Here is a 24,580-nt window from a genome sequence, read left to right as displayed (position 1 = left end):
CAACAAAAACTGGATACGAGAAAGGGTCGGCCCGATGGGGCTGGCCCTTTTTTATTCTCGAATGGCTGGCCGCAGGTTCCGTATCAGGCCGCCAGTCGCTCGGCGATCATCAATACGGCTTCCTCGACCGAGGTCATGGCTGTGTCGATGTGCAGGTCCGCATCGAGCCAGGGCGTGTAATCCCTCTCCTGGACCCCTTTCCAGTCGGGGGGCTTGCCGCCGGGGACGTCGAGTGGCCGCGTCTCGATCCTGCGGCGATGCTCTTCCGCGTCGCTGCATGTGACCTCCACGCCGATCATGTCTGCCTCGCCGCGCCGTGCTGCATCGGAGAAGATTGCGCGGGTGAGCGGCCAGGGGTTCACGCAATCGGTGATCGCGTCATGGCCGAGCAGCAGGTTGGACGCGGCGAGGCCCGCGGCGATGTGATAGCCCTCGGGTCCTATGTCGCGCGCGGTGCCGTGGGTGCGTATCGCGGCTTCGATCTCGTCGATCCGCAGGAAGATCGCACCGGTGCGCCTGGACAGCGCGGCCGCGATCGTTGATTTTCCCGTGCCGGGCAGACCTGCGAACGAAACCAGCGTCGCCATCGAAATCTCCTTCGCGTGTTGCACGAACCGCAAGGGCAGGGCCACACTCTAGTAGCATTCCAGCTCTTGTGCGGTGAAGGCAACGAGTTCATGCCATGCGCCCAGCGCATGGGTTTTTGGATTTTCCATGCGTCATGAGGGCTGACCTAACGGCGTTCGCTTGTTAGGTTGCTTGTCACGCATTTAAAAAATTCAAACGGATTCGCCTCTTGTCCGATTTCGATGTCAGCTCTCCGCCGGATCAGCGACTTCCCTCCCATGTCTGGTTCTTCCGCGGGGCGCGCGCCATCGTATCGCTTCCCGCTGTCATCCTGACCGCCGCCTTTATCGGTTATGCGGGACTTGCGCGTGAGAGCGGGTTGACGCTTGGCGAAACGCTGATGCTCACCGGTCTCGTCTGGGCGCTGCCGTCCATCGTTGTGATGACGGGGGCGATTACCTCCGGCATGGGGATTGTGCCGGCCGCGATCGCCGTGGCGCTGGCCTCCGTCAGGCTGATGCCGATGACCGTGGCGCTGCTGCCGATCCTGCGCGAGGAAAATGGCCTCACACCGCGCTGGAAGCTGTTTCTCGCCTCGCATTTCGTGGCAGTGACAGCCTGGGTCTACGCCATGATCCACCTGCCGCATATCCCGCGGGAGGGCAGGCTGCCGTTCTTCATAGGTTTTGGCGCGACGATCTCGGCGTTCGTGTTCTGCGTGACCGGCATCGCCTATCAGCTGGTTGGAGAAATGCCGACCCCGGTTACGGCGGCGCTGTTCTTGCTGACGCCGGTCTATTTCCTGTGCTCGCTGTGGGGCGCGTCGAAGATTTCTTCGGAAAAGGCGGCGATGATCGCGGGGCTGGTGCTCGGGCCGATCTTCTATGTCTATCTGCCGGGGCTTGATCTCCTGTGGACAGGACTTCTCGGCGGCACGCTCGCCTATCTCGGTACCCGGATCGTCCGGGCAGTGCGCCCATGAGCGGCGCCGTCGATGCCTGGTGGTGGCCCTACGTGATGATCGTCGTTGCGGGATGGCTCGCCACCGACGTGTGGCGCTGGATCGGCGTGCTGGTCGCCGGCCGCTTGCGCGAGGACAGCGAGTTTCTCGGCTGGGTCAAGGCGGTGGCGACCGCACTGGTCGCCGGTGTCATCGCCCGGCTGATCCTGTTTCCTTCCGGCGCGCTGGAAGGGGCGCCCCTCTGGCTGAGGCTGGCTGCGGCGTTTTTAGGGTTCGTCGCTTTCCTCGTGATGGGGCAGCGGCTCATTGTCGGTGTGCTGACGGCCGAGGTTCTGCTGATCGCAGGCTGGCTGGCCCTCGGGCTTTGACCGGGCATGCCTTTGACTGGGGATGTCCTTGAACGTGCATGTCCTTGATCGGGCATGGCGGCGGTGAGCGCCGAACGGCGCTCGCGCTCATATGGCCCTGTTCAAGCGGGTCTCATCCAAACGCCTTGCGGATCTGGTCGGCCTGGGAGGCGAGTACGTCCTGATCGCCCATTTCGCCGGTATGCGGGCGCAGGCTCACGCCGGTGAAACGCGGGATGACGTGGGCGTGGGTATGGAACACGGCCTGACCGCCGGCCTCTTCGGAGAACTGCTGGATGGTGCAGCCATCGGCCTCGAAAGCGGCCACGGTGGCGCGGGCCACCTTCTGTACCGTCGCCATCAGCGAGAAGAGGTCATCGGGCGCGATGTCGAATATGTTGCGCGAGGCTGCCTTAGGGACCACCAGAACGTGCCCGTCGCCACGCGGCATGACATCCATGAAGGCCAGGGTGTTGTCGTCTTCATAGACCTTGTGGCAGGGCAACTCGCCGCGCAGGATCTTGGCAAAGACATTCTGGTCGTCATACTCGGGCGTGGTCATGGACCTGGTTCCCATCTCTTGTTGCTGGCTCGCATTGCTGAAATCGTTTTTCCTATAGCCCAGAATCGCATCCGGCAAAACGTGACAGAGGTTGCCGCAAGGGCTGCCAAAAGCTGCGAGACTGATTCAACTTCGTCAAAAACGCGAGTCGTTTCAGGGCTCTTGTCCGGAGGATTCGTCCCGTTTGTAGGGAGCGTGGTGGCTCAGGATCTCCTGCTCCTCGGCCACGGCCAGGCGCTCTTCCTCCAGATAATCCTCAACCGCATGTCGCAGGCCCGGGTGGGCGATCCAGTGGGCCGACCATGTCGTCTCCGGCAGGTATCCGCGTGCCAGCTTGTGGGATCCCTGTGCGCCTGCCTCCACCCGCAAGAGCTTGTGCGCGATCGCGTAATCGATCGCCTGATGGTAGCAGAGCTCGAAATGAAGGAAGGGGTGATCCTCCACGCAGCCCCAGTAGCGACCGAAAAGCGTGTGCGAGCCGATCATGTTGAGCGCGCCGGCGATGTAGCGCCCGTTCCGCTTCGCCATGATCAGCAGCACGCGCTCGCCGAGCCGCTCGCCGAGCAGTGAAAAGAAGGTGCGGTTGAGATAGGGCCGGCCCCACTTGCGCGAACCGGTGTCTATGTAGAACGCGTAGAACGCGTCCCAGTGATCTTCCGTGATGTCGTCGCCCGTCAGCCATTCCACGGTGATGCCATCGGCTAGCGCCTCGCGGCGTTCGCGGCGAAGGGCCTTGCGTTTGCGTGAGGCGAGCGAGGAGAGGAAATCCTCGAAGGTGCCGTAGCCATGGTTCGGCCAGTGGAACTGACGGTCGGTGCGGATGAGGAAGTCGCCGCGTTCCAGAAATGCGGCTTCCGCCTTCGGCAGAAAGGTGAGGTGGACGGAGGAGGTCCCGAGCTGGTCGCACAACTGGTGAAGGCCGGAGGCGAGAACGGCGCGACCGGTGTCGCGATCGATATCGGGACCGACAAGCAGGCGTCGTCCGGTTGCGGGGGTGAAGGGAACCGACACCTGGAGCTTGGGATAATACCGTCCGCCCGCGCGCTCGAAGGCATCTGCCCAGCCGTAATCGAAGACGTATTCGCCCTGGGAATGGGTCTTCACATAGCAGGGGGCTGCGGCGAGCGGGGTGCCGGCTCCGTCTTCCAGCACAAGGTGCTGGCCAAGCCATCCGGTGTTGGCGACCGCGCAGCCGGATTCTTCGAGCGTATGTAGAAATGCGTGTGAAACGAAGGGGTTGAAGCTGGTTTCCTGAGGATCTGATTCCGCGTCCTGAGACGTTGATTCAAGGTCCTCAGTTTCTGATTCAGGCGGTTTGGATGCGGGATCGGGAACTTCACGTATCGATTCATCCGGCTCGCGTGGCGATTCAGATCGCGGGCGATCCGCCCCGCGTTTCAGGGGCTTGGGGGCGCCGTTCGAAGTCGCGCTGGTGATGTCTTCAGGTGATGATTCAAGTCGTCCGCCCTCGGCCAGTTTCCAGCCGGGATTTGCCACGCGGTCCCACTGGGCGGCCGGAATGTCGGCCAGGGTGGAATGGACGCGGATGATGTGCTCGGAACTGTCTGTCATCGCTCGCCGGTTCGGGGAAGGAGGGTCACTCCAAATCTAGTGCGTTGCGGCGGGAGTTCTATAGGGCGGTGGTGAAGAAGGTCCAACTCGGGGCGTGATCGGGAGGGCATGGAAGGCGCCCACTAGAGGCGATCGGGATCGAACCCCTCGAAGACGATCTGGTCGGCATGGCGGGCGGCGATGGCTCTGTCCTCTGCGGTGCGCACTGTCCAGGTCATGACAGGCACGCGGAAGAGGCGCCGCATGAGCCACGGCACAGGCGCGGGCAGCGAGCGCACACCGTAGGAAATGAAATCGGGCCGGGTGCGCGGCCAGTGCATCATGTGGCGCAGGATGAAGCGTTCCATAAGCCCGAAATGGCGGCGCCATTCATCGGTGCGGGTGTTCTCCGCAAGAATGCCGCGCGGGATCTGCGGCGCAAGCGCGCGGATATTGGCGAGCATTTCCGGATCGAATGTCTTCAGCGCCACGGGGCCGTCGTAGCGGGCCAGCCGCTCGGTGACATCTTTCACGAAGGCGCGCTGGCCGTCGCGGGCGTTGAGCGATTTCAGCTCGATGACGAGCGGCACCCGGCCCGCGACGAGGCCGAGCAGCGCATCGAGATCCCACAGACTGTCACCGCCGTCGCGCATCGGGATCTGCATGAGATCGGCCAGAGCGCGGGCGCGTACCGGTCCCGTCTCGCCGGTCAGCCGGTCGAGCGTATTGTCGTGAAAGACGAGCGCACCGTGGTCGGATGTCTCCTGCAGATCGACCTCTATGGCATAGCCGCGCCCGGCCGCCGCCGCGACCGCGGAGGGCGTGTTCTCGATGCGCCCGGCGGAGGCGTCGTGCAATCCGCGATGGGCGATCGGGCGGGCGGTAAGCCATTCGGGGGCGGGCATGGTTGGCTTGTCCTGTCAGAAGGCCGCAAAGGCGAGCCTCGGGCGCATCGTCAGGCGAGTTCGAAAATCGCCTCGATCTCGACGGCGACGCCGAGCGGCAGGGCTGCGACACCGACGGCGGAGCGCGCATGGCGCCCCTTGTCGCCCAGTGCCTCGACCATCAGGTCCGAAGCGCCGTTGATCACCTTGGGCTGGTCGGTGAAATCAGGGGTCGAGTTGACGAACCCGGTGAGTTTGACGAGCCGTGCGATACGGCCGAGATCGCCGGTCGCCGCCTTCGCCTGGGCCAGCAGGTTGATGGCGCACAGGCGGGCGGCCTTCTGGCCTTCCTCCACCGACAGCGTCTCGCCGCAGCGGCCTTTCAGCAAAGCGCCGGCGGCATCGGACGGCAACTGTCCCGAGATGTAGAGATGCAGGCCGCTTACGACATAGGGCATGTAGTTGGCGGCCGGCGCGGCAGGGCTTGGCAGGACGATGCCGAGGTCGGCGAGCCGTTTTTCGATCGGACCGGTCATGGGGTCTCTCCTGGTGGAAGGAGGCATCTGGATGAACGAGTTGGCGACATTGGCCCAATTTGTCTGAGGCGGCAACAAGGTTATCCTGCTCTTTCATGCAGGCCCGATATGGCATGCGCGTGCGATCTGGCGCATGGTAAGCCCATATGTTCTCGCGCGCGTGCGGGCGGCTCGCGCGGGGCGTGCATGCTCCCTGATCGAAAGGCTTGTCGGTGTTTCAGTACGGTTTGCGTTCCATCCAATTTTCCCGTGCGCTTGCAGGGGGAGCCGTTGTTGCGATCACGCTGTGGGGCAGTTCGTTTTCGGCAGCGGCGCAGAAAGCCGCGGTCGATCTGGCACCGCACCGCGCGGTTTACGATCTGAAGCTTGACGATTCCACCGACCGGTCCGGCATTGCGGGGGCGGACGGGCGGATCGTCTACGAGGTCAACGGATCGCGGTGCGAGGGGTACACATCGACCTTCCGGCTGGTGATGCGCATCTTCGACACCAAGGGCGGCTCGCAGCTGACCGATCTGCAAACCTCGTCCTACGAGTCGGCGGAGGGGTTCGATTTCACCGTGCGCACCTTCGCCAACGGTGTCGCGACCGAGAACACTCTCGGCCGGGCCCGGCATGCGGACGATGCGGTTGCCGTCGATCTGAAGCGGCCGGAGGAGGAGAGCCTCACGCTGAAGGGAAAGGCGCTCTTCCCGGTGGAGCACACCCAGGCGATCATCGATACCGCGCAGGCGGGCAAGAACATTCTGGAGGCGGATACGTTCGACGGGTCGGAGAGCGGCCGCGCGATTTTTCCCACGCTGACCGTCATCGGCAAGCCGATCGGTGCGGAGGAAAACCTGCCGCAGGCGGGCGATCACAAGCGTGGCGAGGACGATGCTGCGGTCGTCGCCAGGATCGGCAAGCGGGCGGGGACCGCCTGGCCTGTCACGGTGAGCTATTACGCTCCGAATACGCCGATGGAAGAGAGTGAGCCGGTCTACGAGATTTCGTTCATTCAGTACGCCAACGGCGTCACCCGCCGGCTTCGCCTCGACTATGGCGATTTTTCCGTCGATGGGGGGCTGAGCGCCCTCGAATACGAAAAACCGGCGGCGCCTTGCCCGGGCGAGTGAGCCGGTCGGATCCGGCAATGACGGCTGGAAATCAGTTGTGAGGAGCCGGATGTCACTTGTAGGCCTGCCGGCCGGGATGAGCACTTGGTTCAGGTCCGGGCCGAGCGGATCTTACGTCTCCGCGCCTACCGTTTGCCACTCCACACGAGCCCCAGTTCAACCGCGTCCCTGCCGAACTTCTCCCTGAGGCTGTCCACGGCGTGCTCTGCCCTGGCGGCGCGTGTGGCTGCTTCGTCCACAAGATCGGCGGGATCGGCGAAGGCTCCGTCGCTGAGGTCTGCGACCCCGATGCCGAGAAGGCGAAAGCGGCGCCCGTCGGTTTCGCCCGCCAGCAGCTCGCGGCCGATCCGGAAGATTCGGTCGGCAAGCTGGGTGGGGTCGGCAAGCTGGCGGGAGCGGGTTAGGGTGCGGAAGTCGGGCGTCTTCAGCTTCAATGTCACCGTGCGCCCCGCAATGCCCGCCTTCTTCAGGCGGTAGGAGACCTTCTCGGAAAGCCGGCGCAGGATCTTCACGAGTTCGGCCGGATCCGAGATGTCGGTGTTGAAGGTGGTTTCGGCGGAAACGCTCTTGGCCTCGCTGTCGGGTGTCACCTTGCGTTCGTCGCGGCCGCGCGCGAGGCGGGCGAGGCGCAGGCCCATGGCGCCGTAGCGCTTGGCAAGCTCTGTCTCGTCGGCCGCCTGAAGCTGTGCGATCGTCCTGATGCCCTCGGCGGCGAGCTTGCCTTCGAGTGCCTTGCCCACGCCCCATATCCGCGAGACTGGCATACCGGCCAGCAACGAGACGGTTTCCGCCCGCCCGATGACCGAGAAGCCACGCGGCTTGTCCATGTCGGAGGCGATCTTGGCGAGGAACTTGTTGTGCGACAGGCCGACGGAGACAGTGATGCCCACCTCGTGCTCCACCCGCGCGGCAAAGCGCGCGAGCGTTTCGGCAGGTGCCGCGTGGTGCAGACGCTCGGTGCCGGTGAGATCCAGGAAGGCCTCATCGATGGAGATCGGTTCCACCAGCGGGGTGAGCTCACGCATCATGGTGCGGATCTCGCGTCCCACGCGGCCGTATTTTTCCATGTCGGGCGGGAGCACCACCGCATCCGGGCACGCTTCCAGCGCCTTGAACATCGGCATGGCCGAATGCACACCGGAAATGCGGGCGATGTAACAGGCGGTGGAGACGACACCACGCCGGCCGCCGCCGATGATCAGCGGCTTGTCGGCAAGCGAGGGATCGTCGCGTTTCTCGATGGAGGCGTAGAAGGCGTCGCAATCGATGTGGGCAAGGGCGAGTTCGCCCAGTTCCTCATGAGCGACGATGCGCGGACTGCCGCAGGAGGGGCAGCGCGGGATGCCGGGCCGTGTTGGCGCCAGGCAATCGCGGCAAAACGCCTTTAGCGTCCGGCCTGGAATGGGATCGCCTGGTTGCATGTCTGGAAGACCCCATGATCTGCGTTGCGCACCAATATAGCGCAGGGGCGATGCGGTGGCACGGGGCGGCAAGGGTATCCGGCCTTTTCCAACAGGCCAGTATTCCTTCCCCCGCTGGGGAGGGACCTGCCCCTGCCTCGAGGTGCGCAGGCGATATGCCGGCGCGGCAGGAATTGGCGCCGGATCAATCCGACCGCGCTTCTTTCTGGATCACCGTTTCGATGTAGCGCCGGGTCACGGTCCAGTCATTGCTGATCAGCCGCGCGCCCTCGACCGGGTCGGCGAGAGCGAAAAAGCGCGGATCGGCGATGAACTGGATGATATGCGCCTCCTCGACGGTGTCTCGAACCGAGGTCAGGTTGGAGGGACTGTCATCCAGAAAGACCAGCGGTGCTTGCACCCGCTCGGCAAGCGCGGAGACGGCGGGGCCCTTCGGTCCGTCATTGACGATGACGGGGAAGCTGATGCCGTTGCGCGCGAGCACTTCCTCGCGGGTCGTCAGGAAGCGGGCGGGCATGTTGGTCAGCATCACGACCTGGGCGCGCTCGGACAGCTGGTTTAGTGCGTCCGCCGCGCCCGGCACCGGCGTCTGCAGGCGCCCGTGATCCTCGAAGAAGCCGTGGAGAAGGGCGCGGACCTCGTCTCTGGAGGCGAGGTCGCCCGTCTCTACGTGACGGATATTGCCCGTCAGGCGGTAGCGATGGTCGATGAACTCCATGCCCGCGTCGTTCATGAGACGCTCCAGCGGAGCGATGAACTGGAGGACGACTTCATCGACATCGCAGACGATGAGAGGCCGGGCCGCGAGCGTCAGCGCTTCGATCCGGGCAAATGCGGGGTTTACTCCGTTCCTGGCTTCAGACATCGTCGTCGATCGATCCCACGAGGCGGAAATGGGCGACCGCTATCATTGTCGGCCGGATCCGCGCATTTTCGGTGAAGGCAAGGAGCAACGGCTCGTCGGACATGAGGAATTCCAGGACGCCGGCCAGGAAGCCGGGCTCTGCCGCCGCATCGCGCAGCGTCTCGGGCCCCAGGCCCGAGAATGCGAGGAAGCGGCCCAGATGATCCGGCTCGCGGGCAATATAGCCCAAGGCCTCTACGGCAATCCCCTCCGCTTCCTGGGGCGTCAATGTGCTGTCTCGACCGAATTCGACCACCTGTTTGCCTTTCCGAAACGAATCTCAATTAGTCTTTTCACCGATATCCGGGGGACGGGGTTGCCGAATGTGCGGAACGGGGAAGTCCCCGTGCGCACGCCGTCAGCCGTCCTCGCCCCGCCAGTAGAGGCGTCCTGATGGCTAAAACCGTGCTTATCGTGGAAGACAACGAGCTGAACATGAAGCTCTTCCACGACCTGCTCGAAGCGCATGGCTACGCAACGCTTCAGACCCGAAACGGTCTGGAAGCGCTCGATCTGGCGCGCGCTCACCGTCCCGACCTGATTCTGATGGACATCCAGTTGCCCGAGGTTTCGGGTCTGGAGGTGACCAAATGGATCAAGGAAGACGACGATCTCAAGACCATTCCGGTGATCGCCGTCACCGCCTTCGCCATGAAGGGCGATGAGGAGCGAATCCGTCAGGGTGGCTGCGAAGCCTACATCTCCAAACCGATTTCCGTCGCGAAGTTTCTGGAAACCGTCCGTTCCTATCTCGGGGAAGCCTGAAGCGGGAGCCCGCACGAACCCATGACCGCACGCATTCTAGTCGTCGACGATATACCCGCCAACGTCAAGCTGCTCCAGGCGCGGCTGCTGGCGGAGTATTTCGAGGTCCTGACCGCGACCAGCGGTCCAGAGGCCCTGGAGATCTGCGACAACGAAGACTGCGACATCATCCTGCTCGACGTGATGATGCCGGGCATGGACGGGTTCGAGGTCTGCCGCCGGCTGAAGGCCAATCCGGAGATGCGGCACGTGCCGGTGATCATGGTGACGGCGCTCGACCAGCCGGCCGACCGCGTGCGCGGGCTGGAGGCGGGCGCCGACGATTTTCTCACAAAGCCCATCAGCGAAATCGCGTTGATCGCACGAGTGAAGAACCTTGTCCGGTTGAAGCGTGCGGCGGACGAATTGCGCATGCGCGCCCACACCAGCCGCGAAATGGGGCTGGACGAGATGGAGGACGTCGACGAGCAGCTTCGCGCGCTGCCCGGCAAGGCGCTTCTGGTTGATGATCGACGTTCGTCCTTCGAGCGGATTGCCGGCAAGCTGTCGCACGCGTTCGATATTGCGGTGGAGACGAACCCCGAGGACGCGCTTTTCAGGATCGCGGACGGCGATTTCGATCTCGTTCTGCTGTCGCTGTCGCTGGACGATTTCGACAGCCTCAGGCTGTGCTCGCAACTGCGTTCGCTGGAGCGCACGCGCACTCTCCCGATCCTGCTTATCGTCGAGCCGGAGGATGAGGAGAGGCTGCTGCGCGGGCTGGAGATCGGCGTCAACGACTACATCCTCAGGCCCATCGATACCAATGAGCTGACCGCGCGCGCGCGCACACAGATCCGCCGCAAGCGCTTTGGTGACCGCCTGCGCGATTCGGTGCAGGAAACCATGCAACTGGCGGTTACCGATGACCTGACCGGCCTGCACAACCGCCGCTACCTGCTCGCGCATCTGGAAAGCCTGTTCCAACAGGCGCAGCAGCGGCGCTCCCCACTGACCTTTTTCATCTGCGATATCGATTACTTCAAGGCGATCAACGACACGCACGGCCACGATGCCGGCGACGAGGTGCTGAAGGAATTCGCCCGTCGGCTCCGTCGGTCCCTGCGCGGTCCCGACCTGGTGTGCCGCTATGGCGGGGAGGAATTCGTCATCGTCATGCCCGACACCGACCTGTCGCTCGCCTATGGAGTGGCCGAACGGGTGCGCAAACGGATCGCCGGCGAGCCGTTCATCGTGCAGGGCGGGGCGCAGACGCTCGATGTGACTGTGAGTGTCGGCGTGGCCGCCGTGACCGGACGCAAGGACACGGTCGAGCAGCTCATCAAGCGGGCCGATACCGCACTTTATGCGGCCAAGCGCGACGGGCGCAACAGGGTGGTGGCGGACGCCGCCTGAGGCCCTCCCGACAGCACGATTTCGAAAGAAACGGATGTGCGTTCGCCTGGCCGCGCGGCCGGGTCACGACCGACCTGTCACGCAGCGTCAGCTTAAGGTTAACAATTTACTAAAATTGAAACTACATTGGTCCGAATCGCGAACAAAGCGTTGATAATTCCGCGGCGTCGGCTAGTGTGACCAGCGTAATTCGTGCCTCGCGCATCGTCTGTCCGATGGGTTCGGGATCCCGGCATCCGGTTGGTTTCCGGGGCCGCTTCTCACGAAGACCAGAAACGGGCAGTTCCTCGGTAAGGCCCTGCGCGGGCTCGTCAGACACCCTACGGAGTGCTCAGGTCCGCCGCATCTCCTGGGTCCGTGGGGTTAGGCCGGCCGGGAAGCGGGTCAGAGTGGCCTCCTCGTAACGCCCGCTTCCCGCCGGTCACCTTCAGTCACGACATTTCACCTTCAGCCACGACATTGACCTCAAGTTCCGATCGCTGACATCGACTGTCAGTGCGCGAACCCGATGCCGCGTCACCCGGCGACTGAAAAAGGAGCGGCTTTCCGCTGATCGTACAGGAGACGGGGGTGCCAAATCCACAGATAGCATGTCGCAGGGGCAGATCTCAAAGCGATCTTCCACCCATGCGCGGGCAATAAAAAAGCGCGGCCGGAGCCGCGCTCTTTGGAACCGTCAGGGCGGCGAAGACCTACTTGATCTTCGCTTCCTTGAACTCGACGTGCTTGCGCGCGATCGGGTCGTATTTCTTCTTCGACATCTTCTCGGTCATCGTCCGGCTGTTCTTCTTCGCCACGTAGAAGTAGCCGGTGTCAGCCGTCGAATTCAGTCTGATCTTGATCGTTGTGGCCTTGGCCATTGCCGTAATCCCTTGGGTAGACGCCCTCTCGGCCGGCATCCGGCGGAAGGGGAGGGCGATGGCATGGAAATCGTGCGACAACCTACGCATCGGCGGTACAAAGTCAAGCAGGCTGTTGAGGCACGGGGGCCCCAAAGGCGGAGCCGACGTCGCGTCAGACGCCTTCCGGCTTGTACATGCGTCGATAGGCGACGACGAGATAGAGCACGAAGAAGCCTGCAATGGTCCAGGGCATGGCTGGCGGATAGCCGGTGTCGAGCGCCGCGCCCATGGCGAGCGGGCCCGCCAGCATGCCGAGCGAGTACATCATGGCGAATGCGGCATTGGCGGAAGCCAGGTTTGCGCCGGTAAAGCGTGCGCCCAGATGCGTCAGCCCGATCGTGTACAGCCCGGCGATGATACCGCCCCAGGCGACAAGAAGGATCGACAGGGCGGGGAGCGAGTTGCCCATGAAAGGAATGGCGAGGGCGCCGAACAGGCCGACGAGCGCGCACAGGGCAAGTAGCTGACGGCGTTCGAAGCGGTCGGCGAGAAGTCCGAGCGGCACCTGCATGAGGACATTGCCGCCGACGAAGGCGGAGACGAGCAGGGCGGCGTTGCCGGGTTCGAGCCCGATATGCACGCCATAGATCGGCAGAAGCGACATGGCGCCTGATTCGACCGAGCCGAAGACGAAGCCGGCAAGCGTCGCCATCGGCGCTATGAGGAAGAAGCGGATGAACGGTCGGTCGTGGCCGCCGTCCAGAGGCGGGCTGGTGTCGCGGGCGAGGAGGACCGGCAACGCCGCGAGGAACAGGATTGCGGTGCCGATCGCGAAGGGCAGGGCGCCGAGACTGCCGATCGCGGCGAACATCACCGGGCCCGCAACGAAGCCGAGCGAGAGAATGGTGGCATAGATGCCCATGACCAGGCCACGCCGGCCTGCCGGAGCCAGCGCGTTGATCCAGAATTCGGAGAGGACGAAAGTCGCCGTCACAGCTCCATGGAAAACGATGCGCAGCGGAAACCAGGCCCAGAAGGCTTCGATCACGTAAAACAGGTAGAAGCAGAGGGCAGAGACGATCACCATCCAGAAGGCGAGCCGGGCCGTGCCCACGCGCTTTGCCAATGGCGTGACGAACGGGGTGACCGCGACCGAGGCGATGCCCGCAAACGCGGTGTTGATGCCGGTCCAGGCCGGCGAGATGCCGCGCTGTTCGAGAAGAAGGGATAGCAGCGGCAAGCCGAGACCAAGCGCGATGCCGACTGCCGTGATCGTGGAAATCGCCGCAGCAAGCCCGCGCCAGCGCGCGCTGGTGGAAAGAAGCGGGAGGTGCGGCGGAAGCGCCTCGGGCATGGGCTCGGTCCTGAATGCGAAAAGGGGGAACCGGAACGCGACGGCTCGGTCTGCCGGTCCTATTTGGCGTGAAACGGAAGGCGAGGCAACGGGAGCTTTGCGGCGTGGCCGGGGTCCTACAGCGTCATCAACGCAGTTTCCGAAATGTGGAAACCGGGGTTCGATCCCTCCACCGTCATCACCCGGCGAAGTCAGTGTGCTCCAGCGCGCAACGCGCATGCCGCAGTCGGCAGTGGATTGCCCGGACTTCGACGGGCAATGACGGAAGAGGGGGTGGAGAGGACTTCAAACCGGACAACAATACCTCCGCACCGGCAAGCACGGGGTACCGGCAAGCACGGGGTACGTGTGGAGGGGCATGGCCGGATGCGATCATGCCCCGGCCAGACGTCGCAAGCGGCGTTGACGCGCGTCACACCTCTTCGCGCACGAAGCCCTTGCGCTGCCAGTGATAGTAGGGCACCGGCGTCGACGGATCGAGCTCGGGATCGTCCGCGAGGCGCTTTTGAAGCTCCTCGATGATGGTGAGGGTGATGGTCGGAAGTTCGAGCGACTTTGCCTCTTCAAGGCTCAGCCAGCACAGCTCTTCCAGTTCGCCGGTGGGTCCCGTTCCCTCCGGCAGCCGGTCGCAGATCGCATCGGCCCATACTGCCAGGAAGCGCGTGTCGAAGCGGCGCGGGCGACGTGGCGGCGTGATGGCACGGGCCACGAAGCGCATCGGCGAGAGATCGAGCGAGATGCCACGCTCGGCAAAGGCGGCGAAATCGTCCGGAGCGCGCCAGCCGGCACCGTCCTTGCGGCCGATGAAGACGCCGGCTTCCTCGTAGGTCTCGCGGATGGCGGCCACCGCGAAGGCGCGCGCGCGCGCCTCGCCCTTGCGGTGCTTCATGGCCTGCATGAGCTTGGATTTCACCGGCTCTTCGTAGTCCCCGGCCAGCGGAACGCGCGAATCCGTCGGATCGACACGCCCGCCGGGGAAGACGAACTTGCCGGGCATGAACTTGTGACGGGTGTGACGCCTGCCCATCAGAACCTGCGGTTCGCCGCCGGCTGTACGGTCCAGGATCAGAAGCGTTGCGGCATCACGCGGGCGCACATTTTCGTAGTCCATCCGCCTCTCGGCGGTACTCAAACGCTCAACGAGATTGGTCATGCGCCGTTGGAACCTCCCTGTTCCCCCGCCATCAGGGCGTAGTCGTCTTCCGCATTCGGGTCGAACCCATGCATGTAAAGGGCCCATTGAAGCCCGACAAGCGTTCCCTTGATGGGGCGCAGCAGGAGAAGGGCCAGCAGCGTGGATAGCGGGATCCACATCGCCATGTGAACCCACAATGGCGGACGGAAGGCGGCTTCCACGCCGATCACCACCGAAATCAGCACATGCCCAAGGATCAGGATGGTGAAATAGGGCGGCGCATCGTCGGCGCGGTGATGAAAGAGCTCTTCGCCACAGGTCTCGCAAACCGGGCGCACCTTCAGGTAGCCGTCGAACAGGCGACCCTTGCCGCATCGCGGACAACGGCACATGGCCCCGCGTTTCATTGCCTCTGACAGGTTCCGCCTGGGCAGCGGAGGCGGCTCAAGTCCCCGGCCGCCCCTTATTTCCACCGTCATTGTTTTTTCCCTTCCTCCCGGCGACCGCCGTCTTGCGGGCGCTTGGGCCCCTCCTGGGGCCCTTCGCAGGCCCCCGCTTGGGGCCCGGGCTTCCCTTGCCCGCACGCCCCCGCATCGGACGGCCCTTGATGCCGTCGCTCAACATTTCGAAACGCAGCGCGCCCGCCAGCGGTGCGGCTTCCACCAACCGCACTTCAACGCGCGCGCCGAGCCGATATGTCTCGCCCGTCGTCCTCCCGACAAGGGCATGCGACCTTTCGTCATAGTGATAGTAATCGGCCCCCAGCGTCGAGGCCGGAATGAACCCGTCCGCTCCGGTCTCATCAAGCTGGACGAAAAGCCCGGACTTGGTGACGCCTGCGATGCGCCCGGTGAAGCGCGCGCCGATGCGGTCGCAAAGCCAGTGCGCGATCAGCCGGTCGATCGTCGAGCGCTCCGCCTTCATTGCCTGGCGCTCCGTTGCGGAGATCTCCGAGCCGATCGCCTCCAGCTTTTTCTCGATCGCTTCGGGCAGGCCGTCGTCGCCCAGATCCAGCGCACGGATCAGGCCGCGATGGACGATCAGGTCCGAATAGCGGCGGATCGGCGAGGTAAAATGGGCGTAGCGGCGCAGGTTCAAGCCGAAATGCCCGATATTGCCCGGCGCGTATTCCGCTTGCGCCTGAGAGCGCAGCACGACGGTGTTGACCAGCTCCGCGTTGGGCGTGTCCACCACGCGGCGCAGGATGCCGTTGAAGTGGCTCGGGCGAAGGTTGCCGGCCTTGGGCAGGCTGATGTCGAGGGTGGAGAGGAAATCGCGCAGCGATTCCAGCTTCTCCGGGCTGGACGCATCATGAACGCGGTAGAGAAGGGGCGTGCGCCGCTTCTCCAGCGTCTCGGCCGCGGCGACGTTCGCCTGGATCATGAACTCCTCGACGAGCTTGTGCGCGTCGAGGCGCTCGGGCACGACGACCCGGTCGACGAGGCCGTTCTTGGTCAGCAGCACCTTGCGCTCGGGCAGGTCGAGATCAAGCGGCTCGCGGGCATTGCGTCCGCGCTTGAGGCATTCGTAGGCCCCCCACAGCGGCTTCAGGATGGTTTCCAGCAGCGGGCCGGTCTTGTCGTCCGTGCGTCCGTCGATGGCGTCCTGGGCCTGCGCATAGGCGAGCTTGGCGGCCGAGCGCATGATCACCCGGTGGAACGTGTGGCTCTTCTTGCGCCCGTCTGCGGCGAAGATCATCCGCACGGCCATGGCGGGGCGGTCCTCGCCTTCGCGCAACGAACACAGGTCGTTGGAAATGCGTTCCGGCAGCATCGGGATGACGCGATCGGGGAAGTAGACCGAATTGCCCCTGAGATGCGCCTCGCGGTCCATGTCGGTGCCGGGGCGGACATAGGCGGCGACGTCGGCGATGGCGACGGTGACGATCCAGCCCTCGGGGTTCGCCTCGTCCTGATCCGGCTCTGCGTGGATGGCGTCGTCGTGGTCCTTGGCGTCGGGCGGATCAATGGTGACGAGCGGCAGCTTGCGCCAGTCCTCGCGGCCCTTCGCGCTCACCGGCTTGGCGCGATCCGCCTCATCGAGGACGGCTTGCGGGAAGACGTGGCGGATGCCGTATTCGTGCAGGGCGATCATGGAGATCGCCTTTTCCGACTTCATGGAGCCGATGCGCTCGATCACCTTGGCCTTGGGAATGCCGTAGCGCCCGGTTCGTGTCGTCTCGACAGCGACCAGCTCGTCATCCCCGGCGCCGCCGAGATCGTTCACGTCGATGGGCAGTTCCTTCTGCTTGCGATCGACGGGGACAAGGCGGGCGACCGGGTCTCCCTCCTTCAGGCGGATGACACCGAGAAGCGAGCCCTGTTGTTTCTCGAGAACCTTGATGACCCGCGCCACATGGGCAGCCTCGTCACCTGGCTCGCCGGAGATGAGGCGCACGAGGACGCGGTCGCCGACGCCGGGTTGGGGAGCATTGCGGTGGCGATCCGGGATCACGAGGACCGCCGGCACCGGGCCGTCCTCCTCGAACCAGCGTGCGGGCTGGCCGAGGAGTTCGCCGTCGGCGTCACGGCCGGTGAGGTTCGCCACGAAGACGGGCGGCAGCGAGCCGGGCGTGGCGAGGCGGCGGTGGCGTTTTTCCACCAAGCCTTCCTCGGCCAGCTCGCGCAGCAACTGCTTCAGGCCGATCTTGGCCGCCCCGGTCAGGCCGAAGGCGCGGGCGATCTCGCGTTTACCGGCCTTTCCGGGATTCTCGGCGACGAATGCGAGGATTTCCTCGCGGGAGGGGAGGTCGTCGTCTCTCCGGCGGGACTTGCGAGATACCAATTGTGCCTTGCCTATTCGTTGTTGGTCTTTGCCTTGGCCTTCGACGCGGATGTCGATTTCTTCGCCGGTGCCTTCTTGGCTGCGGGTTTTTTTGCGTCAGTCGATTTCGACTTGGCCGCGCTTTTCTTGGCGGCGGGCTTTTTCGTGGCAGCTTTCTTGGCCGCCGGCTTCTTGCCCGATTTCTCCGCCTTGGCGGCGATCATCTCCACGGCCTGGTCCACCGTCACCGAGGCAGGGTCCATGTCGCGCGGCAGGGTCGCGTTTATCTTGCCGTGGTTGACATAGGGGCCGTACCGCCCGTCGCGTACGGTGATCGGTCCGCCGAGATCGGGATGCTCGCCGAGTTCCTTGAGCGCCGCCGCTGCAGCACGGCCGCGTCCGCTCTTGGCTGCCTTTTGCGCAATCGCATCAACCGCACGGTTGATGCCCACTTCGAAGACCTCGTCGACACTGTCGAGATTGGCGTAGGTGCCGTCATGCAGCACGAACGGTCCATAGCGGCCGATGCCTGCCGAAATGGGTTTTCCGGTCTCGGGATGCAAGCCCACCTCGCGCGGCAGGGACAGCAGGCGCAGGGCCTTTTCCAGGTCCATGGCTTCCGCCGACCAGCCCTTTGGCAGCGATGAGCGCTTGGGCTTTTCCTCCTCGCCGAGCTGCACATAGGGGCCGAAGCGGCCGGTGCGCAGGCTCACGTCCAGGCCGGTTTCGGGATCCTGGCCCAAGACCTTCGGTCCGTCGGTTGCCGTCCCCGCCTCGTCATCGCCGCTGACGCCCAATTGCCGGGTGTAGCGGCACTCGGGATAGTTGGAGCAGCCAACGAAGGATCCGTAGCGGCCGATCTTCAGCGACAGCTGGCCGTTGCCGCAGACGGGGCAGACGCGCGGATCGCCGCCGCTCTCGGAGGGCGGGAAGATATGTGAGGCCAGAATCTCGTTGAGCGCATCGATGACCTGGGAGACGCGCAGGTCCTTGATATCTTCGACAGTGGCGGAGAAATCGCGCCAGAAATCGCGAAGAACATCCTTCCAGTTGAGTTCGTTCGCCGAGATCCGATCGAGCTTTTCCTCAAGATCCGCCGTGAAGTCGTACTCCACATAGCGGTTGAAGAAGCTCTCCAGGAAGGCGGTAACGAGCCGGCCCTTGTCGTCTGGGATGAGGCGCTTCTTGTCGAGCACGACATAGTCGCGGTCGCGCAGGGTCTGCAAGGTGGAGGCGTAGGTGGAGGGACGGCCGATTCCGAGCTCTTCCATCTTCTTCACCAGCGTTGCTTCCGTGAACCGCGGCGGCGGCTCGGTGAAATGCTGGTTGGCTTCGATCGCCTTCTCGATTTTCTGCGGCATCAGCGTTTCGCCGGCGTCCATCGGCGGCAGGCGACGGGATTCGTCGTCGTCGTCGTCGTCGCGGCCTTCCTGATAGAGCGTCAGGAAGCCGTCGAAGCGGATGACAGAGCCTGTGGCACGAAGCTGTGCATTCTTGCCGCCGGAAGTGGCGTCGATATCGACGGTGGTGCGCTCGATCGTCGCCGATTCCATCTGGCTGGCGATGGTGCGCTTCCATACGAGTTCGTATAGCCGGGCCTGGTCGTCATCGAGGAAGCGTCGCATGTCCTTGGGCAGGCGGGACATGTCTGTCGGACGGATGGCCTCGTGGGCCTCCTGCGCGTTCTTGGCTTTGGTGGAATAGTGACGCGGTTTCTCCGGCACGTACTGTTCGCCGAATTCTCGGGCGATGACGGAGCGCGCCGCCCCGATGGCCTCACCGGCGATCTGCACACCGTCGGTACGCATGTAGGTGATGAGACCGACCGTCTCGCCGCCGAGATTGGCTCCTTCATACAGCCTCTGCGCGACCTGCATGGTGCGCGCCGCCGCAAAGCCGAGCTTGCGCGAGGCTTCCTGCTGCAGCGTGGACGTGGTGAAGGGCGCGTAGGGGTTGCGTTTCGTGGGCTTGGATTCAACCGAGACCACCTTGAACGCGGCACCTTCCAGCATGGTGCGGATGGCGGTGGCTTCTTCCTCGCCGGCGATGTCGAGGCGGCCGATCTTCTTGCCGTCGAACTCGGCAAGGCGGGCCTGCACCGAGTCGCCCTTTGTTGTGGTCAGATTGGCCAGGATCGACCAGTATTCCTGCGCCACGAAGCGCTCGATCTCGGCCTCGCGATCGCAGATGAGGCGCAGCGCGACCGACTGCACGCGGCCGGCCGAACGGGCGCCCGGCAGCTTGCGCCAGAGCACCGGCGACAGCGTGAAACCCACCAGATAGTCCAGCGCGCGGCGGGCCAGGTAAGCCTCCACCAGCGGTTCGTCGATGGCGCGTGGATTGGCCATCGCCTCGAGAATGGCGCTCTTGGTGATGGCGTTGAAAACGACGCGCTCGACCGGCGTGTCCTTCAGCGCTTTCTTGTCGCGCAGCACCTGCAGCACGTGCCACGAAATGGCCTCTCCCTCACGGTCGGGGTCAGTTGCGAGGACGAGCCGGTCGGCTCCCTTGACCGCCTGGGCGATCTCGTTGAGGCGCTTCTGCGACTTGGAATCAACGGCCCAACTCATGTCGAAGTCTTCGTCGGGGCGCACGGATCCGTCCTTGGGGGGCAGGTCGCGAACGTGACCATACGAGGCCAGGACGAGATAGTCCGAACCGAGATACTTGTTGATTGTCTTTGCCTTGGCGGGCGATTCGACGATGACGACGTTCATGTATGCCTGGGATAAATATTCGTTTTAACTGAAGGACATGCGGCACTGTTGCCGCCCGTCCGGATGAGGCTGCGGATCGCACGGACATTCCAAGATCGGAGGGGCGCTGTCAAATGACCTGTTGCGGGCATCTTGTCCAGCTCTTGCGCGCTGCTTGATCTCCCCCTGTCAAAAGCGCTAAGGTTGTATTCATGGAGATTTGCAATTTTTAGTTTCATTGGCGGCCGCAGAAACCGCCTTTCGAGGGTATTCATGACCGCCCAGAGGCCTTCCGACGTTAAGGAAACCAGACGCTACATTGCCCGTATGTGCAAGGAAATGCGGGATATGGCACGCAATATCGACCTGCCGATGCTCGCCTATCTTCTCGACATGGCTCGTATCGAAGCCGATCCGGACGAAGGCAAGCGGGAGACCGGATAAAGGTCTCGCTCAACCCGAAAGGGAAACCCGGTTCGGCGGATGGCGTTCCAGTCGGCCGGCGAGTTCCAGTTCCAGAAGCACGATATGGACGACGCTGACACTCAGATCGGTATGGCGGATCAATTCGTCAACGTCGACCGGCGTCGGCCCCAGGGCATTGATGATGCGTTGGCGGGCATCGGTACCGACATCGTCGGGGCGCAGATCCCCCTCGCGGCCAGGCTCCTCCACGAGTGGGGGAAGCGGCGGCAGAGACCGGGTGACGTCGAGCGCGGCCATCACGTCATCTGCGTTGCGCACCAGCACGGCCCCGTCCCGGATGAGGGCATTGCAGCCGTCACAGCGCGGGTCGAGCGGAGAGCCGGGCACGGCGAGCACGTCGCGGCCCTGTTCGGCGGCGAAGCGGGCGGTGTGGAGCGAGCCGGAGCGGCGCGCCGCCTCCACCAGCACCACACCATGCGAAATGCCGGATATAAGCCTGTTGCGGCGGGGGAAATCGCGCGAACGCGGCTGCCAGCCAGGCGGCATTTCGCTGACCCATGCGCCGCCTTCGGCGATGATACGCGCGGCGAGGGCCTCGTTGTCGGGCGGATAGAGATGACCGAGACCGCCGGCGAAGACGGCGACGGTGCCGGTGCGCAGGCTGGCCGCATGTGCGGCGGCATCGATACCGCGGGCAAGACCGGAGACGATGATGAACCCCGCGGCGCCAAGATCCCCCGCGATCTGGCCGGCGATCTTGCTGCCTGCCAGCGAGCAGTTGCGTGCGCCGACGATGGCGACGGGAGGATGATGCCTGACGAACAGTCCGGCGCCTCCCTTCATGGCCAGAAGCGGCGGCGGACCGTCGGCATGTCGCAGCAGCGCGGGATAATCCGGTTCGCCGAGCGCCACAAGGCGGGCGTCAAGCCTCTCCAGCAGATCGATCTCGTCGTACGCATCGGCGGGCGGACAGACGCGGATGGCGCGCCGTGCGCCGCCACGCCGTGACAGCGCCGGAAGCGCATCCAGCGCCGCCTCCGCCGAACCGTAATGGTTGAGAAGGGTGCGGAAGGTGGCGGGGCCGACGTTTTCCGATCTGATCAGCCGCAGCCATGCCAGTTTCTGGCGGTCGCTTAATACCCGGCCTCTGGCCGGTGCGGGCGGCGTCTCAACCATTCATGAAATCCGGCTATTTCGCCCCGATACGCGCCTCCGTACCCTTGATGAGGCGGGAAATGTTCGTGTGATGCTTGGCCCAGATGAGAAGCGTCAGCAGGGCGAAAAGTTCGGCGAACTGCCATTGGCCAAGGGCGGCCAGGACAAATGGCGCGGCGAGGCTCGCGCTCAGCGCGGAAAAGGACGAATAGCGGGTGAATACCGCGACGTAGATCCAGATCGCGCAGAAAATCAGCGCGCCGGGCCAGAAGAGGCCCAAAAGGATGCCGATATAGGTCGCCACTCCCTTGCCGCCCCGGAATTTCAGCCAGACGGGGAATATGTGTCCGAGAAATGCTCCAAAGCCGGCGATCACCGCATGGTCGATGCCAGCCCAGTACCAGGCGATCAGCACGGCGGCGGTGCCTTTCAGCATGTCGCCCAGAAGGGTCGCAGCCGCGAGGCTCTTCTTGCCGGTGCGCAGCACATTGGTCGTGCCGATATTGCCCGAACCGATGGAGCGGATATCGCCGAGACCGGCGGCATGCGTGATCAGCAGGCCGAAGGGAATCGAGCCCAGCAGATAGCCGCCGATCAGTGCGGCGAGAAAATACGGCCAGGCGATCGCCCAGCTGATCGGATCAGGCACGTTGGCTCCCTCAACCCGCGATAGAACGACATCGGTACATCAGACAATTCACCCAGAGTAGGGGTGTACGGTGCGTCCCGCAACCAGTGTGCGCAACACGCGGCCCTGGAAACGCGCATCCTCGAAGGGAGAGTTCTTGGACCGGGAGACGATGTCCTCCTTGGCGAGCACCCACGGTGTGTCCGGATCGAAGACGATCACGTCGGCGGGCGCGCCGGGCTTCAACGTGCCTGTGTCGAGCCCCAGTAGCTGTGCCGGCCGGCTCGTCATCGCGCGCAACACCGTCATCAGCGGCACGTCCTCGGAATGGACCAGACGGAGGGCTGCGGGAAGCAGCGTCTCAAGTCCGATGGCGCCGTCGGCGGCCTCGGCGAACGGATGGCGCTTGGTTTCCACGTCCTGCGGGTCGTGCGAGGAGACGATGACGTCGATGATGCCATCGCGCACGGCCTCCACCATGGCGCGGCGGTCGTCCTCGAGGCGTAGTGGCGGCGACATCTTGAAGAAGGTCCGGTAGGGACCGATGTCGTTTTCGTTGAGCGTCAGGTGGTTGATGGAAACCCCCGCCGTCACGTTGTGGCCCTTCGCCTTGGCCGCGCGCACGATCTCGGCCGATTCTCCGCACGAGATCTGCGCCGCGTGGTAGGCCGCGCCCGTCATGGCCGCAAGCCGCAGGTCGCGTTCCAGCATGATGATCTCAGCTTCCAGCGGGACGCCCATCAGGCCGAGGCGCGAGGCGGTCTCGCCCATGTTCATGACACCGCCGTCGGAGAGGTTCGCGTCCTGGGGATGGTGCATGACCAACGCGCCGAATTCGTTTGCATAGGTCATCAGCCGCTGCATCACGCGGGCATTTGCAATGCAATGGCGGCCATCGGTAAAGGCGACCGCACCGGCTTCCTTCAACATGCCGATTTCCGTCATGGCGGTGCCTTCCAGGCCCTTGGTGAGGGCCGCGGCCGGGTGGACCCGCACAATCGCAGTGTCGCGGGCGCGCCGCAGGACATAATCGACCAGCGCCGGCTCATCGATGACGGGCTCGGTGTCGGGCATGGTGATGATCGTCGTCACGCCGCCCACGGCCGCCGCCTTGGAGGCGGAGCGCAGGGTTTCACGGTGTTCGTGGCCCGGCTCGCCGACGAAGACGCGCATGTCGATGAGGCCGGGGGCGACGACCTTCCCGCCACAATCGGTGATCACGGCGCCTGCGGGGGCGTCCTTGCCGTCCACATCCGGACCTGCGGCCTGGATCACGCCGTCGGCGATGATCACTGTGCCTTTTGTATCGAGGTCGCGCGCGGGATCGACGATGCGCGCATTGCTGAACACCACCGGCGCGGGGGTGCCATTGCCGCCATTTGCGTCACCGTTCATCGAAAGCTCCGGATCAATTGTTGGGCAGGTGGGCGGCGAGGGCTTCCAGCACGGCCATGCGCACGGCGACGCCCATTTCCACCTGTTCTCGGATGAGGCTGCGGGGGCCGTCGGCGATTTCCGGGTCGATTTCCACGCCCCGGTTCATCGGGCCGGGATGCATGACCAGCGCATCGTCCTTGGCATAGCTCAGCTTTTCCGCATCAAGCCCCCAGTAGCGGAAGTACTCGCGCACGGAGGGTACGAAGGCGCCGCTCATGCGTTCGCGCTGGAGGCGCAGCATCATGACGATATCGACGTCCTTCAGCCCGGTACGCATATCGGTGTAGACGTCGACGCCCAGCCGGTCCACGCTGGCGGGAAGCAAGGTCCGCGGTGCGACGACGCGCACGCGGGCCCCCAGTGCGTTCAGCAGGAGGAAATTGGAGCGCGCGACCCGCGAATGGCGGATGTCGCCGCAAATCGCCACCGTCAGCCCCGCGATCTGGCCCTTGTGGCGGCGCATGGTGAGGGCGTCGAGCAGCGCCTGGGTGGGATGCTCGTGGGCGCCGTCTCCGGCATTGACCACCGAGCATCCGACCTTGTCGGCGAGAAGCTTCACCGCGCCGGCGGCGTGGTGGCGCACGACGAGCAGGTCGGGATGCATCGCGTTGAGCGTCGCCGCCGTGTCGATGAGGGTCTCGCCCTTCTTCACCGAGGACGAGGCGACCGACATGTTCATGACATCGGCGCCAAGCCGCTTGCCCGCAAGCTCGAATGAGGATTGCGTGCGTGTGGAGGCTTCGAAGAAGAGGTTGATCTGGGTGCGGCCGCGCAAAACGGCCTTTTTTTTCTCAACCTGCCGGCTAACCTCGACCGCCTGGTCGGCTAAGTCCAACAGGGTGAGAATCTCGGAAGGCTGCAGGCCTTCGATGCCAAGCAAGTGGCGGTGCGGGAACGAAGCCGCGTTATCGTTTGTATGTGCTGTCATTAAAGTGGGTTGTATAGGCGGAGTCGCGAGACGTCACAAGCGGGCATTCAATCCGTTCGCCCGTTATCCCCCGCGCCGGTTCCGAAAAGCTCCGGAGCTCCTGGGGGCGACCAACTTATCCGTGTTCAGGTGATTCCACCTTAAGGTGGGTTGCTCTAGGCTCGGCGAAAATCACGAATCGCGCGCAAAACTGGCGGAGACCTGAGGA

23 protein-coding genes are annotated in these 24,580 nt (G+C 64.2%); 5 read left to right on the top strand and 18 right to left on the bottom strand.

What is annotated here, in order from left to right:
• Positions 1–83: 83 nt before the first annotated feature.
• Positions 84–587, bottom strand: coding sequence for a P-loop nucleotide/nucleoside kinase family protein (locus tag C8N35_RS08940; protein ID WP_107989340.1), 504 nt, complete (start codon positions 585–587; stop codon positions 84–86).
• A gap of 209 nt (positions 588–796) precedes the next feature.
• Here C8N35_RS08940 and C8N35_RS08935 point away from each other — a divergent pair, with 209 nt between their 5' ends.
• Complete coding sequence (locus C8N35_RS08935; RefSeq protein WP_210203462.1) at positions 797–1,549, top strand: AzlC family ABC transporter permease; 753 nt, start codon at positions 797–799, stop codon at positions 1,547–1,549.
• Positions 1,546–1,896, top strand: a complete 351-nt coding sequence (locus C8N35_RS08930) for an AzlD domain-containing protein (RefSeq protein ID WP_107989338.1) — start codon at positions 1,546–1,548, stop codon at positions 1,894–1,896. Before C8N35_RS08935 ends, C8N35_RS08930 begins: the two co-directional genes overlap by 4 nt.
• A 112-nt stretch (positions 1,897–2,008) precedes the next feature.
• Here the strand turns inward: C8N35_RS08930 and C8N35_RS08925 are convergent, their stop codons facing one another.
• The 4 genes from C8N35_RS08925 to C8N35_RS08910 all read right to left on the bottom strand — a co-directional run bounded on the left by C8N35_RS08925 (position 2,009) and on the right by C8N35_RS08910 (position 5,408).
• Positions 2,009–2,437 carry an HIT family protein gene (locus C8N35_RS08925; RefSeq protein WP_107989643.1) on the bottom strand — a complete coding sequence of 143 codons (429 nt, stop codon included), beginning with the start codon at positions 2,435–2,437 and terminating at the stop codon, positions 2,009–2,011.
• Between the two features lie 153 nt (positions 2,438–2,590).
• Positions 2,591–4,009 carry a GNAT family N-acetyltransferase gene (locus C8N35_RS08920; protein ID WP_107989337.1) on the bottom strand — a complete coding sequence of 473 codons (1,419 nt, stop codon included), beginning with the start codon at positions 4,007–4,009 and terminating at the stop codon, positions 2,591–2,593.
• A 122-nt stretch (positions 4,010–4,131) separates the two neighbouring features.
• Positions 4,132–4,893, bottom strand: a complete 762-nt coding sequence (locus C8N35_RS08915) for a glycerophosphodiester phosphodiesterase family protein (protein ID WP_107989336.1) — start codon at positions 4,891–4,893, stop codon at positions 4,132–4,134.
• A 50-nt stretch (positions 4,894–4,943) separates the two neighbouring features.
• Positions 4,944–5,408: a RidA family protein gene (locus tag C8N35_RS08910; protein ID WP_107989335.1), complete on the bottom strand. Its 465-nt coding sequence runs from the start codon at positions 5,406–5,408 to the stop codon at positions 4,944–4,946.
• A 227-nt stretch (positions 5,409–5,635) separates the two neighbouring features.
• On the opposite strand from C8N35_RS08910, the gene C8N35_RS08905 reads away from it, so the two are divergent.
• On the top strand, positions 5,636–6,523 hold the full coding sequence (locus tag C8N35_RS08905; RefSeq protein ID WP_170122055.1) for a cell envelope integrity EipB family protein: 888 nt from the start codon (positions 5,636–5,638) through the stop codon (positions 6,521–6,523).
• Between the two features lie 125 nt (positions 6,524–6,648).
• On the opposite strand, the gene C8N35_RS08900 is transcribed toward C8N35_RS08905, so the two are convergent.
• The 3 genes from C8N35_RS08900 to C8N35_RS08890 all read right to left on the bottom strand — a co-directional run bounded on the left by C8N35_RS08900 (position 6,649) and on the right by C8N35_RS08890 (position 9,104).
• On the bottom strand, positions 6,649–7,944 hold the full coding sequence (locus C8N35_RS08900; RefSeq protein ID WP_107989333.1) for a DNA polymerase IV: 1,296 nt from the start codon (positions 7,942–7,944) through the stop codon (positions 6,649–6,651).
• Positions 7,945–8,128: 184 nt separating this feature from the next.
• Positions 8,129–8,809 carry a hypothetical protein gene (locus C8N35_RS08895; RefSeq protein ID WP_107989332.1) on the bottom strand — a complete coding sequence of 227 codons (681 nt, stop codon included), beginning with the start codon at positions 8,807–8,809 and terminating at the stop codon, positions 8,129–8,131.
• Positions 8,802–9,104: a DUF3572 domain-containing protein gene (locus tag C8N35_RS08890; protein ID WP_245926738.1), complete on the bottom strand. Its 303-nt coding sequence runs from the start codon at positions 9,102–9,104 to the stop codon at positions 8,802–8,804. Before C8N35_RS08890 ends, C8N35_RS08895 begins: the two co-directional genes overlap by 8 nt.
• A 137-nt stretch (positions 9,105–9,241) precedes the next feature.
• On the opposite strand from C8N35_RS08890, the gene C8N35_RS08885 reads away from it, so the two are divergent.
• Together C8N35_RS08885 and C8N35_RS08880 are read left to right on the top strand one after the other, a co-directional pair.
• The gene (locus tag C8N35_RS08885; RefSeq protein ID WP_107989331.1) at positions 9,242–9,613 is read left to right on the top strand and encodes a response regulator; all 372 of its coding nucleotides are present in this window, start codon (positions 9,242–9,244) and stop codon (positions 9,611–9,613) included.
• A 21-nt stretch (positions 9,614–9,634) separates the two neighbouring features.
• Entirely contained in the window at positions 9,635–11,008 is a 1,374-nt protein-coding gene (locus tag C8N35_RS08880; protein WP_107989330.1) for a PleD family two-component system response regulator, read from the top strand.
• A gap of 692 nt (positions 11,009–11,700) precedes the next feature.
• Here C8N35_RS08880 and rpmG read toward each other — a convergent pair.
• The 10 genes from rpmG to C8N35_RS08830 form a co-directional block, all read right to left on the bottom strand.
• Entirely contained in the window at positions 11,701–11,868 is a 168-nt protein-coding gene (gene rpmG / locus C8N35_RS08875; protein WP_107989329.1) for a 50S ribosomal protein L33, read from the bottom strand.
• Between the two features lie 154 nt (positions 11,869–12,022).
• Entirely contained in the window at positions 12,023–13,204 is a 1,182-nt protein-coding gene (locus tag C8N35_RS08870; protein ID WP_107989328.1) for an MFS transporter, read from the bottom strand.
• A 412-nt stretch (positions 13,205–13,616) separates the two neighbouring features.
• The gene (locus C8N35_RS08865; protein WP_107989327.1) at positions 13,617–14,357 is read right to left on the bottom strand and encodes an NUDIX hydrolase; all 741 of its coding nucleotides are present in this window, start codon (positions 14,355–14,357) and stop codon (positions 13,617–13,619) included.
• Positions 14,354–14,731: a DUF983 domain-containing protein gene (locus tag C8N35_RS08860; RefSeq protein ID WP_245926737.1), complete on the bottom strand. Its 378-nt coding sequence runs from the start codon at positions 14,729–14,731 to the stop codon at positions 14,354–14,356. The genes C8N35_RS08865 and C8N35_RS08860 overlap by 4 nt, the downstream gene beginning before the upstream one ends.
• A gap of 52 nt (positions 14,732–14,783) precedes the next feature.
• Positions 14,784–17,123 carry a ribonuclease R gene (gene rnr, locus C8N35_RS08855; RefSeq protein ID WP_107989325.1) on the bottom strand — a complete coding sequence of 780 codons (2,340 nt, stop codon included), beginning with the start codon at positions 17,121–17,123 and terminating at the stop codon, positions 14,784–14,786.
• 11 nt (positions 17,124–17,134) lie between these two features.
• Positions 17,135–19,819, bottom strand: a complete 2,685-nt coding sequence (gene topA, locus C8N35_RS08850) for a type I DNA topoisomerase (protein WP_107989324.1) — start codon at positions 19,817–19,819, stop codon at positions 17,135–17,137.
• 432 nt (positions 19,820–20,251) lie between these two features.
• Positions 20,252–21,400, bottom strand: a complete 1,149-nt coding sequence (dprA, locus tag C8N35_RS08845) for a DNA-processing protein DprA (protein WP_107989323.1) — start codon at positions 21,398–21,400, stop codon at positions 20,252–20,254.
• A 13-nt stretch (positions 21,401–21,413) separates the two neighbouring features.
• Positions 21,414–22,028, bottom strand: coding sequence for a glycerol-3-phosphate 1-O-acyltransferase PlsY (plsY, locus tag C8N35_RS08840; RefSeq protein ID WP_107989322.1), 615 nt, complete (start codon positions 22,026–22,028; stop codon positions 21,414–21,416).
• 48 nt (positions 22,029–22,076) lie between these two features.
• Positions 22,077–23,402, bottom strand: coding sequence for a dihydroorotase (locus C8N35_RS08835; RefSeq protein ID WP_107989321.1), 1,326 nt, complete (start codon positions 23,400–23,402; stop codon positions 22,077–22,079).
• 13 nt (positions 23,403–23,415) lie between these two features.
• A complete protein-coding gene (locus C8N35_RS08830; protein WP_107989320.1) occupies positions 23,416–24,372 on the bottom strand; it encodes an aspartate carbamoyltransferase catalytic subunit in 957 nt (318 codons plus the stop codon).
• Positions 24,373–24,580 lie beyond the last annotated feature (208 nt).

The organism is Breoghania corrubedonensis, from assembly GCF_003053845.1.
GTDB classification, from domain to species: Bacteria; Pseudomonadota; Alphaproteobacteria; order Rhizobiales; family Stappiaceae; genus Breoghania; species Breoghania corrubedonensis.
This window is presented reverse-complemented; position numbering and strand designations above follow the sequence as displayed.

Excerpts from the sequence above, each read along its gene's own strand:
- C8N35_RS08940 (WP_107989340.1), bottom strand. The coding sequence starts at position 587 with ATGGCGACGCTGGTTTCGTTCGCAGGTCTGCCCGGCACGGGAAAATCA.
- C8N35_RS08930 (WP_107989338.1), top strand. The coding sequence starts at position 1,546 with ATGAGCGGCGCCGTCGATGCCTGGTGGTGGCCCTACGTGATGATCGTC.
- C8N35_RS08925 (WP_107989643.1), bottom strand. The coding sequence starts at position 2,437 with ATGACCACGCCCGAGTATGACGACCAGAATGTCTTTGCCAAGATCCTG.
- C8N35_RS08920 (WP_107989337.1), bottom strand. The coding sequence starts at position 4,009 with ATGACAGACAGTTCCGAGCACATCATCCGCGTCCATTCCACCCTGGCC.
- C8N35_RS08915 (WP_107989336.1), bottom strand. The coding sequence starts at position 4,893 with ATGCCCGCCCCCGAATGGCTTACCGCCCGCCCGATCGCCCATCGCGGA.
- C8N35_RS08910 (WP_107989335.1), bottom strand. The coding sequence starts at position 5,408 with ATGACCGGTCCGATCGAAAAACGGCTCGCCGACCTCGGCATCGTCCTG.
- C8N35_RS08900 (WP_107989333.1), bottom strand. The coding sequence starts at position 7,944 with ATGCAACCAGGCGATCCCATTCCAGGCCGGACGCTAAAGGCGTTTTGC.
- C8N35_RS08895 (WP_107989332.1), bottom strand. The coding sequence starts at position 8,809 with ATGTCTGAAGCCAGGAACGGAGTAAACCCCGCATTTGCCCGGATCGAA.
- C8N35_RS08885 (WP_107989331.1), top strand. The coding sequence starts at position 9,242 with ATGGCTAAAACCGTGCTTATCGTGGAAGACAACGAGCTGAACATGAAG.
- C8N35_RS08880 (WP_107989330.1), top strand. The coding sequence starts at position 9,635 with ATGACCGCACGCATTCTAGTCGTCGACGATATACCCGCCAACGTCAAG.
- rpmG (WP_107989329.1), bottom strand. The coding sequence starts at position 11,868 with ATGGCCAAGGCCACAACGATCAAGATCAGACTGAATTCGACGGCTGAC.
- C8N35_RS08870 (WP_107989328.1), bottom strand. The coding sequence starts at position 13,204 with ATGCCCGAGGCGCTTCCGCCGCACCTCCCGCTTCTTTCCACCAGCGCG.
- C8N35_RS08865 (WP_107989327.1), bottom strand. The coding sequence starts at position 14,357 with ATGACCAATCTCGTTGAGCGTTTGAGTACCGCCGAGAGGCGGATGGAC.
- C8N35_RS08860 (WP_245926737.1), bottom strand. The coding sequence starts at position 14,731 with ATGTGCCGTTGTCCGCGATGCGGCAAGGGTCGCCTGTTCGACGGCTAC.
- topA (WP_107989324.1), bottom strand. The coding sequence starts at position 19,819 with ATGAACGTCGTCATCGTCGAATCGCCCGCCAAGGCAAAGACAATCAAC.
- dprA (WP_107989323.1), bottom strand. The coding sequence starts at position 21,400 with ATGGTTGAGACGCCGCCCGCACCGGCCAGAGGCCGGGTATTAAGCGAC.
- C8N35_RS08835 (WP_107989321.1), bottom strand. The coding sequence starts at position 23,402 with ATGAACGGTGACGCAAATGGCGGCAATGGCACCCCCGCGCCGGTGGTG.
- C8N35_RS08830 (WP_107989320.1), bottom strand. The coding sequence starts at position 24,372 with ATGACAGCACATACAAACGATAACGCGGCTTCGTTCCCGCACCGCCAC.